The following is a 13,264-nucleotide window of genomic DNA, read 5'->3' as shown; positions in this document are numbered from 1 at the left end:
ATACGGCACGTTACCAGTCGGCCAGTTTTGAACCATGGAGAGCGAAATGCATGTGGCGATAGATTCGACGCCCAAAGACAGGCCAAGGCGCAGGTCCGAGGTGACGGTTGCGTTCTGGATGGTTCTTTCTACCCTCACCCTTCTCTGTGCGGCAATGAAGTTGGCCTGGGCGGCAGAGGCGGTCGGCAGCGCGGTCGCATCGCAACAAACCACAGCAGAGAAAATGACAAAACAGGAGGGACAAAGTCCTGATGGATTGATGCCTTGCCTCTCCCCAACTAGTGACTCAATCGCTTCCGTTCCGCCTAAACGAATGCCTCCCCGCGTAAAATCAGCGGTTCATAAGGTTACCTTCAATAACTGCCAGGGAACGACTACGTTGACTATCACCCGCACTGGCCGTAGTTGCATGTATCAATTTGGACCCTACCAAATCTCCCTTGAACCCAACCAGCGATACCAAATTTCCATGGAGGACAGTAACAATTATCTGCAGGGGTGCGCGGATAGTAATAAAAGTGTGAGTTGGAGCATCAACTCTTCAAACGGGTCGACGAGTGCTGCCGCATGGGTTCATTCTCATAAGCCTGGTCCATGGTCGTCGATGGTTGAAAGCAGCGGCTCAGGCGCCCCTGGACAGGTTGGGTCTGCGACTTGTGATGGGGTCAATTGTTTAAACGCGTGGGCCGTCGCGAATACCGGGACACCGGAGGTCATTATTTCCTTCGAATAAATCGGGCCTTCCCCCGCTTTCTCGGATAGTTGTATTAGCCCGTAATGAGTTTTTCGAAATAAGCTTGGCCATTCAAAAAACTGCTGCTCACCACCACGGCCGATGGCTTCGCGGCACTCACGTCATGGCGTATGCCGGCTGCGACGACGCCAGGAAAGGCGGCGTTTTGACCGCTTATCAGCTTTCGCTGAAGGCTTCACAATCGGCAACAGTGGTTGTGGAGTCTTCCACAGTTCATTGCTGATTTCTTTCTCGCCATGTCATCTCTAACGCTTGTCAGACACGTTCCGATGACGCTGTTTTTAGCAGCTTTAACTACTTACGATAACTGCTGCTTACGATGAGCGTGCATCGCCCAACATGAATCAGCACCGCTGCATAGGAAACGTGCTTTCCTCCATCCATTTTTCGAACGATATCAACAGGCGCCGCGGCTTCAAGATCGAATAGGGTAACAGGATATTGATAATAGTTAACGCTCAATGTAGCGCCTTCAGGAAAATTATTTTCTGATGTCGCGGATACCGTAACGGCGCCCCTGTAATTGCCAGGGATGTCGACATCGAACCCTGTTATTTGCTGCCCTTTTTTATTCGGAGCGGGAAGGGAAAGTTTCTCAAGGAATTGACATTTTTCATCAGTGGATTCCGCAACTATTTCGGTGCCCTGTTCAAAGCCTTCTCCCACGATGCTGAAATGAAACAGTTCTTCAGTGGAATTGGCATTGCCAAAGTCATAGTTTCGCGTCATCGATTTGACTTTGCTGGGGATATAGCTGATATTTCGCTGACCCACTGCGGGATTGTTTTTCACCCACAGTGAAAATTCAGCGTTTGATTGAAAGGTTCTTGGTATCACCACTCGATGGGAGGGTGTTTGCAGCACCCCAATCAGACAGTAGTGTGCGCCTTCCGGTAGGCTTGTAAGCAAGAACGCTGGGTTGCTGATTGCAACTCCGTTAGGCTGAATTGTGGTGTCTCCCTTTTCGTCCACAAGCTGCAATGCGGCATCGCCTTCTGCGCTTCTTATTTCTGTCCAAGTGTTTGGCATGAGAAAAAGCGACGCGTTTGCGTAGTAGAGACTGGCTGTTCCCGAACTGGGCGCGGTGCCTAAATTTTTTGCGCGAACGTAAAGATTGTTCGGTCTGTCGTTGATAACGACCTCGCCAATGTCTGGTCCGTTGTAGGTTGCGTTAGCCTCTCCCCATTCCAAAAGCGTGCCTAGAAACGGAATGAGGTCTGGGGATGTATATGGAGTTCCAGTCGACGGATAGGTCCCGTTGTCTTGGAGTGTATCCCGGATATAGAGGTCATTGTAAACGGCCATGATCTTCCTTCTCCAGCTAGGTTGGGGGAGTAAATCACCGCGTTTCAACATGCGAACAATGTTCGCTCACAGGACCAGCACCTAAGGTGTTCGCCCTCTGACTACCGTGAAAGTTGCGAGATGCCTTCAAAGGGGGAAGCACGCTTCGCGCCCAGGTGGAATCGCCGTTTCGGTAACTTGAAGATGTGCTATCGAGAGTTAATAAAGAATACGCAGCAATGCATACGTTATTTTTCTTGGGCAATCTGTGGACGATGCGGCATCGACTGCAATCGACTGTGAAGGCTAGGCAGCGCTCGGACTCACGTGAAAGACCCGCGAGTGCCCTCATACCGAATCTGGCTACATGAGCCTCAGGCATCGTCTGCATGAAACCACCGGGGTCGACGGCGTTTCATATCATCCTCTATGCGATGAAATGTACACAACGAGGACATAAATTAAAGCTGTTAATGTTGATAGGTATCGAGATTCATTGGACGTTGAACCGAAAACTTTCTGAACTCAGTGGTTTCTGCCAGCACCTGTCGGCGAACATTGAACTTAAAAGGGGCTGTCAGTAATTTCGTAACCAAGGCATAAAATGCTCTCAAGGAGAGTTTCGGTTTTGCAAACCGAAAGCCCCGCTGGCGGAACTGTCGGCAATTCCCGCCGAACTGCTTGAGCCGTTGAAGCTATCAATGCCGCGACCATGGCGCTCAAGAAGGTGCTGATCGAGCGCGCGCTGGGAGGTGAGGTGAACCACCATCTCGGCTATCTACCCGGTGCTGCCAAGCCTGCCGAGGCCCCGAATCAGCGCAACGGCAAAGAGGGCAAGGACGGCCGGTGCGCATCGAGGTGCCGCGCGACCGCAACGGCAGCTTCGAGCCCATCCTGATTCCTAAGCACGAACGCCGCTTCACCGGCTTCGATGATCGTCGCCATGCACGCCTGCGGCATGATCGTGCGCGAGATCCAGGGTTTCCTGCTGGAACAGTACGGGACCGAGGTCTCGCCTGATTTCGTCTGCTCCATGACCGATGAGGTGATGGCCGAGGTGACTGCCTGGCGAGCCCGGCCGCTCGGACCGATGTATCCGGTTGTGTTCTTCGACGGGCTGCGGCCCCCCGTTACTATGTTCGCACCTCGATAATTGAGGTTTTGGCCAGCCAGGCCCGGCATGATTAAGTCCCCCAGTCGCAGTCATGATCCGGGGGGTGTTGTCACCGGGGCTGGTGGGTGGCTGGTGATCGCTAATAGGGGTTTGGCTCGGGATTTTCCGATGCCGTCCGTAACGTGGATGCCGAGACTTGCCACCATGGTTTTTGCAGGCCAATTCGTCATTTGAGCAAACTGCAATGCAAAACTTTCCTCTTCATGACGCCGTCGATGTCTTCATCGGCGTCGACGTCGGCAAAGGCCACCACCATGCCGTGGCCCTCGATCGCAACGGCCGTCGCCTCTACAACAAGGCCCTGCCTAACGATGAGACACAGCTGCGAGCCCTCATCAATGAGCTCAAGGTGCACGGCCGACTTCTGTTCGTCGTCGATCAGCCCGCCACCATTGGCGCGCTGCCGCTCGCCGTCGCCCAAGACGCCGGTGCACTCGTCGCCTACTTACCCGGCCTGGCCATGCGCCGCATCGCTGACCTGCACGCCGGCGAAGCCAAGACCGATGCACGTGACGCCGCCGTCATCGCCGAAGCCGCGCGCTCCATGCCGCATACGCTGCGCTCGCTGCGGCTGGCCGATGAGCCGCTCGCCGAGCTGACCATGCTGTGCGGCTTCGACGATGATCTGGCCGCCCAAGTCAATCAAACCAGCAACCGCATTCGCGGCTTACTCACGCAGATTCATCCCGCGCTCGAGCGCGTGCTCGGGCCTCGCCTGGATCACCCCGCCGTGCTTGATCTGCTTGAGCGCTACCCCTCGCCTGCAGCACTGACGGCCGCGGGCCAAAAAACGCTGGCGAATCGCCTGATCAAGCTCGCACCACGCATTGGCAAGAGCCTGGCCGCTGACATCGCGCAGGCGCTTACCGAACAAACCGTAGTCGTGCCTGGTACTCATGCCGCCACGCTGGTCATGCCGCGTCTGGCCCAGCAACTAGCAGCCCTACGCAAGCAACGCGACGAGATTGCCGCCGAAGTCGAGCGCCTGGTGCAAAGCAACCCTCTTTGGCCGGTCCTGAGTAGCATGCCCGGAGTCGGGCTCAGGACCGCAGCACGACTCCTGACCGAGGTGGCGCACAAGGCCTTTGCCTCGGCCGCCCATCTGGCCGCGTATGCGGGTCTCGCGCCGGTCACCCGGCGCTCTGGTTCCTCGATTCGAGGCGAACACCCCTCCCGGCGTGGCAACAAGGTACTCAAACGCGCCTTGTTTCTCTCAGCCTTTGCCGCCCTGCGAGACCCGATCTCACGCGCCTACTACAGCCGAAAGATCCAGCAGGGCAAGCGCCACAACCAGGCACTTATCGCGCTGGCTCGCCGGCGCTGCGACGTGCTCTTTGCCATGCTGCGCGACGGCACTTTTTATCAACCGAAAACCGCCCCTAGTGCTTGACTAATTACATAGGGGCACCCCCCCACCCCCGGGAAAACCCCGAGTCTTGAAATCGTAAAACCCCGTCCCTATAATTAGCACTCGTTGGCGCAGAGTGCTAACGCCATGAATTCACCGAATATGCAAACGATTGCATATTAGAGTTTTGACGATCTCACTAAGAGAAAGAGGAGCCTGTAATGAAGAACCTTCGTCCCTTGCATGACCGCGTTATTGTCAAGCGCCTGGACAACGAAACGAAGACCGCATCGGGCATCGTGATTCCGGACGCCGCTGCTGAAAAGCCGGATCAGGGTGAAATCCTGGCCGTCGGCCCGGGCAAGAAAGACGATCAAGGCAAGTCGATCGCACTCGACGTGAAGGTGGGCGACCGCGTTCTGTTCGGCAAGTACGCCGGCCAAAGCGTGAAGGTCGATGGCCAGGAACTCCTGGTCATGCGCGAAGAAGACATCATGGCCGTGGTGGCCGAGTAAGTCTGTCCCCCGCAGACATCTACGTAAAGTATTCAAGGAGTTAATGCAATGGCAGCTAAAGAAGTCGTTTTTGGCGATTCCGCTCGTGCCAAGATGGTCGAGGGTGTCAACATCCTCGCTAACGCCGTCAAGGTGACCCTGGGCCCGAAGGGTCGCAACGTGGTGCTCGAGCGCAGCTTCGGCGGCCCGACCGTGACGAAGGACGGTGTGTCGGTCGCCAAGGAAATCGAACTCAAGGACAAGCTCCAGAACATGGGCGCGCAAATGGTCAAGGAAGTGGCTTCCAAGACCAGCGACAACGCCGGTGACGGTACCACCACCGCCACGGTGCTGGCCCAGTCGATCGTTCGCGAAGGCATGAAGTACGTTGCCTCGGGCATGAACCCGATGGACCTCAAGCGCGGTATCGACAAGGCCGTTGCCGCCGCCATCGAGGAACTGCGCAAGATCAGCAAGCCGTGCACGACGAACAAGGAAATCGCGCAAGTCGGCTCGATCTCGGCCAACAGCGACACCTCGATCGGTGACTACATCGCCAAGGCGATGGACAAGGTCGGCAAGGAAGGCGTGATCACCGTCGAAGACGGCAAGTCGCTGCAAGACGAACTGGACGTTGTCGAAGGTATGCAATTCGACCGCGGCTACCTGTCGCCGTACTTCATCAACACCCCGGAAAAGCAAGTCGCGATCCTGGAGAACCCGTACGTCCTGCTGTTCGACAAGAAGGTGTCGAACATCCGTGACCTGCTGCCGGTGCTCGAGCAAGTCGCCAAGGCCGGCCGTCCGCTGCTGATCATCGCCGAAGACGTCGAGGGCGAAGCCCTGGCAACGCTGGTGGTCAACAACATCCGCGGCATCCTGAAGACCTGCGCCGTCAAGGCTCCGGGCTTCGGCGATCGTCGCAAGGCCATGCTGGAAGACATCGCCATCCTGACGGGCGGCCAGGTCATCGCCGAAGAAATCGGTCTGACGCTGGAAAAGGCGACGCTCAACGAACTGGGCCAGGCCAAGCGTATCGAGATCGGCAAGGAAAACACCATCATCATCGACGGTGCCGGCGAGGCTGCCAACATCGAAGCGCGCGTGAAGCAAATCCGCGCCCAGATCGAAGAAGCCACGAGCGACTACGACCGTGAAAAGCTGCAAGAGCGCGTGGCCAAGCTGGCCGGCGGTGTTGCCGTGATCAAGGTCGGCGCCGCGACCGAAGTCGAAATGAAGGAAAAGAAGGCGCGCGTGGAAGACGCGCTGCACGCTACCCGCGCTGCCGTGGAAGAAGGCATCGTCCCGGGCGGTGGTGTGGCACTGCTGCGTGCTCGCGTGGCCGTCTCGGGCATCAAGGGCGACAACGCTGATCAGGACGCCGGTATCAAGATCGTCCTGCGCGCCATGGAAGAGCCGCTGCGCCAGATCGTCGCCAACGGCGGCGAAGAAGCCAGCGTGGTCGTGGCCAAGGTCGTGGAAGGCAAGGGCAACTTCGGCTACAACGCATCGACCGGCGAGTACGGCGATCTGGTCGAAATGGGCGTTGTCGACCCGACCAAGGTAACCCGCACCGCGCTGCAAAACGCCGCTTCGGTTTCGGGCCTGCTGCTCACGACCGACTGCGCCGTCGCCGAACTGCCGAAGGAAGATGCACCGATGCCGGGTGGCATGGGTGACATGGGCGGTATGGGCGGCATGGGCATGGGCATGTAAGTCTCGCAAGGGGCTGCATGAACGGAGCGCCCAGGCGCTCCGCCTGCCGGTCGTCGGGCTTCGCGGCATCGCCGTCGAAGCTCACGCCAAAAGCGGCAACGAGTTCTTCGGAATTCGTTGCCGCTTTTTTATGCACCGCTTTTCTGCATCGCCGTCTTCAGGCGGTGTGCCCGCCGCCAGGCGCAAGCGGCGGGCCGAGGGGCGCCGTTGCCGCGATCTCGTCCTGCATCCATTGCCAGAACGCATGAATCGCGCGCTCGCGCGGATGATTCTCCCGCCAACTGACGTGGTACTCCAGGCTGGGCGGGATGCGGATATCGCCGATTTGCACAAGCTCGCCGGCCGCCAGCGTGTCGCGCACCAGCAGGCTGCGCGTGGTCGCCACGCCCTGTCCGGCAATCGCCGCGCGCAGCAGCAGGCCCGAATCGTCGAAGATCGGGCCGCGCGTCGGTTCGTGCGGCGGCAGCCCGGCGGCAACCAGCCAGTCACGCCAGGAGCGATGCGCGAAGCGCAGCATCGGCAATTTTGGCGTGTCGGCCACGGTGAAGTCCGGTATGCGGGCGATCAGATCGGGATGGCACACGGCGACGACGTAGTCGTCCAGCAGCTTGCGCGTGACGAACCCCGTCTCCTCGACGCGCTGATGCCACACGCCGACGTCGACCGAATACGGATCGGGCGCGGCGATATCGGCGTGGATGCGCACCATCAGATCGATGCCCGGATGCCGCTCGCTGAAACGTGCGAGGCGCGGAATCATCCATTGGGCCGCCAGGTCGGTCATCACGCTCACTTCGAGGCGCACCGTGCTGGGGGCTGCGCCTGCCGCGGTGCCGGCGCGGGCTTCGGTGAACGCTTCGTCCAGTTCGGACATGCCGATGCGTATTCGCTCGGCTAGACGCGCGCCGACACTCGTCGGAATCATCCGCGCGCCCACGCGGCGAAACAGCGCCGTGCCGAGCTGCTGCTCGAGCGAGCGCATGTGATGGCTCACGGCACTGTGCGTCAAATTCAATTCCTCGGCAGCCCGCGTAAAACTCCGGTGTCGGGCCGCCGCCTCTAGCGCACGCAGTGATTGAAAGGGAGGCAGATGGGGAAACATAAAGTCAAATTCTACTCACAATGCGCGCGCAAAGGTTTCGTTGGCTTCTGGACGCCGGAGCACCGACAATCCATACCCGAGCAATTGACTAGGGTATGGCTTCATGTCCAAAGCGCTTCGCATCTTTGTCCTGTTCGCCTGCGGGTATTTCGTCTCCTACGTGTACCGCGGCGTGAATATCGGTTTCGCGCCTTTAATGACGCGCGACCTGGGCCTGTCGTCGGCCGACCTCGGCTTGCTGACGAGCCTCTATTTCCTAGGTTTCGCCGGCGCGCAGCTCCCGGCCGGCGTGCTGCTCGACAGGTTTGGCCCGCGCCGGGTCGCATCGCTGGTCCTGCTGCTTGCGGCGGCCGGTGCGGCACTCTTCGGTTTTGCGCAGGGCGTGGGCACCTTGATGGCAGGGCGCCTGCTGATCGGCGTTGGCGTGTCGGTGTGCCTGGGCAGCGCGTTCAAGGCGCTCGCGCAGTGGTTCCCGGTGGCGCGTCTGCCGTTGCTCAACGGCCTGGTGATGGCCGTGGGCGGCCTGGGCGGCGTCGTCGTCGGCACGCCGCTCAACTGGCTGCTCGGCATGACGGACTGGCGCGTGGTGTCATTCGCGCTGGCGGCCCTCACCGTCTTCATGTCGGCGGCGCTGTGGTTCGGCGCGCCGGAGAAGCCGGGCGCGCACGCGCAAGGAGGGCTGCGCGAGGCGCTCGATGGCGTGCGTCAGGTGCTGAGCAGCGGAATGTTCTGGAAGGTGACGTCGCTCTCCGGCATCACGCAGGGCGTGTTCTACGCGATGCAGTCGCTGTGGATGGCGCCGTTCATGCGTGACGTGGAAGGGCTCTCGCCGGCGGAGGCGGCGTCGCTGGTCTCGGTCGTGGGGCTTGCGATGATGGCCGGCAGCGTGGTGTTCGGCGCCGCTGCGCGCTCGCTGGAGCGGCGCGGTGTGAGCGTGTTCGCTTTCTCGGGCGTCGGCATGGTGCTGTTCGTCGCGGTGCAGTTGCTGCTGATGCTGCGCACGCCGATTCCGCCGGTCTGGCTCTGGGCTGCTTACGGCATCTTCGGCGGTACGGGCATTCTCTCGTACGCGGTGCTCGCCGAGCATTTTCACGGCACCTTGATCGGGCGCGTGAACACGTCGCTCACGCTCGTCATCTTCGTGCTGATTTTCCTGTGCCAGGTCGGTGTGGGCGCGGTGCTCGGCGCGTATGAGGCTCACAGTGCCGACGCGCACTTCACGGCGTGGACGATCCTTGTCGTGCTGCAGGTGCTGGGCGCGGTGTGGTACTTCTGGCCGCAACGTCAGCGCGTCGGCAAGGTCGCGGCGGCCTGACGCCTCCTCTCGCGATGCCTCTCAACGCCCGGCCTCGAGCGCCCGTAACCAGGCGCTCAGGCCGGCGTCGATCTGCTGGAGTGACGCCGGCGAGAGCGGCGCCAGCATGCGGTGTTCATTCGCGACGTGGGCCTCGACCGCCCGCTCGATCAGTTCGAAGCCCTCGGTCGTGAGCTCGACGAGCATGCTGCGGGCATCTTCCGCGTTCGGCACGCGTGCGATCCAGCCGCGTGCTTCCAGGCGCTGCAGGCGGTGCGTCATCGTGCCGGAGGTCACCATCAACGTGGAGAAGAGGGCAGTCGGCGCGAGCCGGTACGGCGCCCCCGAGCGACGCAACGTCGCCAGCATGTCGAACTCCCATCCGCTCATTTCGAATTCGGCGAATGTCTCGTCGAGCTGCTGCTGAACCAGCGCCGCGCAGCGCTTGAGGCGGCCGATCACGCCCATCGGCGAGACGTCCAGATCCGGGCGCTCGCGATGCCATTGCGCAAGGATCCGGTCGACCGCATCGCCGTGATCTGTGGTGCTGCCGGAGGGGGCTCCCGTGCCGGGCGCTTCCGATGTTTCGGGCTGATGTGCTTGCGCCTTGCGTTTACCCGTCGATCCGGTCGTCATGTATTGCCTCTTTTGTCTTGACGTCGAGACAAAATGATAACAAACTGCATTTATCTTGAAATGAAGATAAATTGAGATGACAACTGCGACTTCCTCTTCGCGAGTGCGCTGGACCGATGCGCTGCTCACAGCGTTCGCGCCCATGATCTGGGGTTCGACCTACATCGTGACGACGCAACTGCTGCCACCCGACCGGCCGTTTACGGCGGCGCTCATTCGCGTGCTGCCGTCGGGATTGCTGTTGCTGTTCTATGCGCGACGCTGGCCGGCGCGCGGCGAATGGGGACGACTGCTGGTGCTCTCGGCGCTCAATATCGGCGCGTTCCAGGCGTTGCTGTTCGTTGCCGCGTATCGGCTGCCGGGCGGACTGGCGGCGGTTGTCGGGGCGATCCAGCCGCTGCTCGTGATGGCGCTGGTCTGGGGTGTGGAGCATCGTCGTCCCTTGCTGCCGACCGTGTGGGCGGCGGTGGCGGGCGTCGTCGGCATGGCGGTGCTGTTGCTTTCGCCAGGGACGGTGTTCGAGCCGATCGGCATTCTCGCGGCGCTCGCCGGCGCGGCGAGCATGGCGACGGGGACTTATCTCACGCGCCGCTGGCGTCCTCAAATGCCGGTGCTCGCGCTCACGGGCTGGCAGTTGTGGCTTGGGGGGCTGATGCTCGCGCCGCTCGCCGCGTGGTTCGATCCACCGCTGCCTTCGCTGACGCTGTGGCAAACGCTGGGCTATCTCTATCTGTCGATGGCGGGGGCGTTGCTGGCTTATGCGCTGTGGTTTCGGGGGATTGCGCGGCTGGCGCCGGTGGCGGTGTCGTCGCTCGGGCTGCTCAGCCCGCTGACCGCCGTGATACTCGGTTGGGTGTTGCTCGATCAGGCGATCAAGGGCTTCGCATTCGTCGGGCTCGCGATGGTGTTCGCGAGCATTCTGGCGGTGCAGTGGACGGCGTCGCGCGCTTGATCGCGCGGTGTGGGTGGCCTCAGACCTGCGCCACCCAGTCTCCCGACTTGCCGCCATGCTTTTCCAGTACGCGCACGTCGGTCATGGTCATGCCGCGATCGACCGCCTTGCACATGTCGTAGATCGTGAGCAGCCCGACCTGCACGGCGGTGAGTGCTTCCATTTCCACGCCGGTGCGACCGATGGTCTCGACCTGCGCGCGGCAGTGCACGGCGTTCGCGCCGTCGTCCACGAGGAACTCGACCGTCACCCGCGTGAGGGCGAGCGGGTGGCACAGCGGAATGAGATCGGCCGTGCGCTTCGCGCCCTGAATGGCGGCGATGCGTGCAATGCCGAGCACGTCGCCTTTCTTCGCGGTACCGGTGCGAATGAGCGCCAGCGTTTCCGGTTTCATCCGGATGGTGCCGCGCGCGACGGCCACGCGATGCGTGCTGTCCTTGCCGCCGACGTCAACCATATGGGCCTGACCGGCGGTGTCGAAGTGCGTGAGTTCTGCCATGAGTCGATGCTGTGAAGGTGCCGGGAAGATTGCGGGAGTTTTGCGCCGGCGCCGGTTCCGTCGGAAGGGAATGCCATCGTAGCCCGGGCGCCAGGACGGTGCCTGTTGCGGTACATCGCAGCGTATCGCTGTATATCGCCGCATATCGCAGCAATGTGCACCGCTGCGGAACGTCCGCGTCTGGCTGCTATCATAGCAGCAGCTCCGAATGATCAGCGCCACGCTGCGCCCCTTTCCATGACGCGTTCGTCACGTTCGTTCCGCGCCCCGTCCTGCTTCCTTTCCCGCAGATTTCCCGCCGCCGTCGCCCCCTGGCAACGCGCGGTGGCATCGGCGTTGGTGCCGGTGATGGCGGCGACGACGTTCGCCGCCGCCGTGCTGCCGACACAGGCCGCCGCACAGTCGCTGCCGACGCTCGGTCAGAGCTCGGCGTCGGACCTCTCGCCGGCGATGGAGCGCAAGCTCGGCGAGCGGGTGATGCGCGAGATTCGCGCCGATCCCGACTATCTGTCCGATCTGCTGCTCTCCGATTACGTCAACGCGCTCGGCGGCAAGCTCGTCTCCGCCACGCGCAAGGTCGGGCTGGACGCGAGCCAGAGCTTTGAATTCTTCGTCGTGCGCGACGCGGCGATCAACGCGTTCTCGCTGCCCGGCGGTTTCATCGGCATCAACACCGGACTGATTGTCACGACACGCACCGAGTCGGAACTGGCGTCGGTCGTCGGTCACGAGACGGGGCACGTGCTGCAGCATCACATCGCGCGCATGCTGGGCCAGCAGGCGCAGAATTCGTGGATCGCGCTCGGCGGCATGTTGCTCGGGCTGCTCGCGGGTATCGGTGCGCGCAGCTCCGATCTGGGGATGGGGATTGCCATGGGCGGGCAGGGTCTGGCCGTCGACCGGCAGTTGCGCTTCTCGCGCGACGCCGAGCGCGAGGCGGATCGCGTCGGTTTTCAGTTGCTGCAGGCGTCTGGCTTCGATACGTATGCCATGGCGACGTTTTTCGAGCGCCTGCAACGCGCCGACGCCATCAACGAAGCCGGCGTGCCGGAATACGTGCGGACGCACCCGCTGACCAACGAGCGGATCGCCGACATGCTCAATCGCTCGCGCAATGCAGGGTATCGCCAACCGGAGCAATCGCCGGAGTACGTGTTCGTGCGGGCGCGCGCGCTCGTCCTGCAGCAGAAGTCCGCGAGCGACTATGCCGCCGTGGCGGAGGCGCAGCGCACTCACATCCGCACGCAAACGGCGCCGAGCGTGGCGGGCGCCTGGTATGCGGTGGCGCTCGCGGAATTCAAGCAACGACGCTGGGAGCCGGCGCGCGACGCGCTGGAGAAAGCGAAGTCGGCGTTCGGCGGCACGGGGCCGGGCACACCGAGTCTGGCGGTGCTGGACTCGGACATCGCGCGTCTATCGGGAAAGCCGGAAGAGGCGCTGCGCATCGCCAGGCAGGCCCGCACGGCGTTCCCGCTGTCGCAGGCAGCCGACATGGCCTACGCCGATGCGCTGATTGCGAGCCAGCGCGTTCCGGAGGCGACGCAGTTCCTGCAATCGCAAGTCGAGCGCTATCGCGGCGAACCGATCTGGTGGCGCGCTCTCGCGGGCGCGTGGGCGGCGTCGGGCAAGCGCGCGCGTCAGCATTCGGCGCTTGCCGAACAATACGCGTTGCAGGGGCAATGGATGGCGGCCGTCAGCCAGCTCAAACTCGCGCGCGACGCCGGCGACGCGGACTTCTACGAGATGTCGACCATCGACGCGCGGCTGCACGAATTCCAGCGTCGCTACAAGGAAGACAAGGAAGACGAGAAGGACTTCAACAAGCAGTTCGGATGAGCGTTGCATACGCATGGTGATGTACGTATGTACGTACGTTCATACTTACCGAACGACTTCATCGCGCCCGAGCTTTTGGGTTGACGCAAGCGTGGCGCATTTCGTAGCCGCTCACTGACCTGGTTTCTCACCTCGTAGTTGCCACGGCCGATTTCCGGCCGTGGTCGCTTCTGCC

The 13,264-nt window shown here is 61.6% G+C and carries 9 protein-coding genes and 2 pseudogenes; 7 read left to right on the top strand and 4 right to left on the bottom strand.

Annotated features, from left to right (window positions below):
* Positions 1–1,048: 1,048 nt before the first annotated feature.
* Entirely contained in the window at positions 1,049–2,059 is a 1,011-nt protein-coding gene (locus RO07_RS26135) for a hypothetical protein (protein WP_147284617.1), read from the bottom strand.
* 635 nt (positions 2,060–2,694) lie between these two features.
* On the opposite strand from RO07_RS26135, the pseudogene RO07_RS18745 reads away from it, so the two are divergent.
* The 4 genes and pseudogenes from RO07_RS18745 to groL form a co-directional block, all read left to right on the top strand.
* Positions 2,695–3,161 (top strand): annotated as a pseudogene (locus tag RO07_RS18745) (transposase); the annotation flags it as partial.
* Between the two features lie 177 nt (positions 3,162–3,338).
* Positions 3,339–4,602, top strand: a pseudogene (locus tag RO07_RS18740) (IS110 family RNA-guided transposase).
* A gap of 179 nt (positions 4,603–4,781) precedes the next feature.
* On the top strand, positions 4,782–5,075 hold the full coding sequence (groES, locus tag RO07_RS18735; RefSeq protein WP_039404807.1) for a co-chaperone GroES: 294 nt from the start codon (positions 4,782–4,784) through the stop codon (positions 5,073–5,075).
* A gap of 48 nt (positions 5,076–5,123) precedes the next feature.
* A complete protein-coding gene (gene groL / locus RO07_RS18730) occupies positions 5,124–6,770 on the top strand; it encodes a chaperonin GroEL (protein ID WP_039404805.1) in 1,647 nt (548 codons plus the stop codon).
* A gap of 157 nt (positions 6,771–6,927) precedes the next feature.
* On the opposite strand, the gene RO07_RS18725 is transcribed toward groL, so the two are convergent.
* Positions 6,928–7,872, bottom strand: a complete 945-nt coding sequence (locus RO07_RS18725; protein WP_052266717.1) for a LysR substrate-binding domain-containing protein — start codon at positions 7,870–7,872, stop codon at positions 6,928–6,930.
* A 103-nt stretch (positions 7,873–7,975) separates the two neighbouring features.
* Between RO07_RS18725 and RO07_RS18720 the strand changes: the two genes are divergently transcribed.
* Positions 7,976–9,187: an MFS transporter gene (locus RO07_RS18720; protein WP_039404803.1), complete on the top strand. Its 1,212-nt coding sequence runs from the start codon at positions 7,976–7,978 to the stop codon at positions 9,185–9,187.
* 21 nt (positions 9,188–9,208) lie between these two features.
* Here the strand turns inward: RO07_RS18720 and RO07_RS18715 are convergent, their stop codons facing one another.
* Positions 9,209–9,802 (bottom strand): MarR family winged helix-turn-helix transcriptional regulator, encoded by a 594-nt coding sequence (locus RO07_RS18715; protein ID WP_084072703.1) that lies wholly within the window; start codon positions 9,800–9,802, stop codon positions 9,209–9,211.
* A 76-nt stretch (positions 9,803–9,878) separates the two neighbouring features.
* Here RO07_RS18715 and RO07_RS18710 point away from each other — a divergent pair, with 76 nt between their 5' ends.
* Positions 9,879–10,754, top strand: a complete 876-nt coding sequence (locus RO07_RS18710; RefSeq protein WP_174234878.1) for an EamA family transporter — start codon at positions 9,879–9,881, stop codon at positions 10,752–10,754.
* Positions 10,755–10,773: 19 nt separating this feature from the next.
* Here RO07_RS18710 and moaC read toward each other — a convergent pair whose 3' ends face one another.
* The gene (moaC, locus tag RO07_RS18705; RefSeq protein WP_039404800.1) at positions 10,774–11,253 is read right to left on the bottom strand and encodes a cyclic pyranopterin monophosphate synthase MoaC; all 480 of its coding nucleotides are present in this window, start codon (positions 11,251–11,253) and stop codon (positions 10,774–10,776) included.
* A 324-nt stretch (positions 11,254–11,577) separates the two neighbouring features.
* Between moaC and RO07_RS18700 the strand changes: the two genes are divergently transcribed.
* On the top strand, positions 11,578–13,089 hold the full coding sequence (locus tag RO07_RS18700) for a M48 family metalloprotease (protein ID WP_039404798.1): 1,512 nt from the start codon (positions 11,578–11,580) through the stop codon (positions 13,087–13,089).
* Positions 13,090–13,264: the final 175 nt, after the last annotated feature.

Origin of the sequence: Pandoraea pulmonicola (genome assembly GCF_000815105.2) — a bacterium.
Classification (GTDB): Bacteria; Pseudomonadota; Gammaproteobacteria; order Burkholderiales; family Burkholderiaceae; genus Pandoraea; species Pandoraea pulmonicola.
This window is presented reverse-complemented; position numbering and strand designations above follow the sequence as displayed.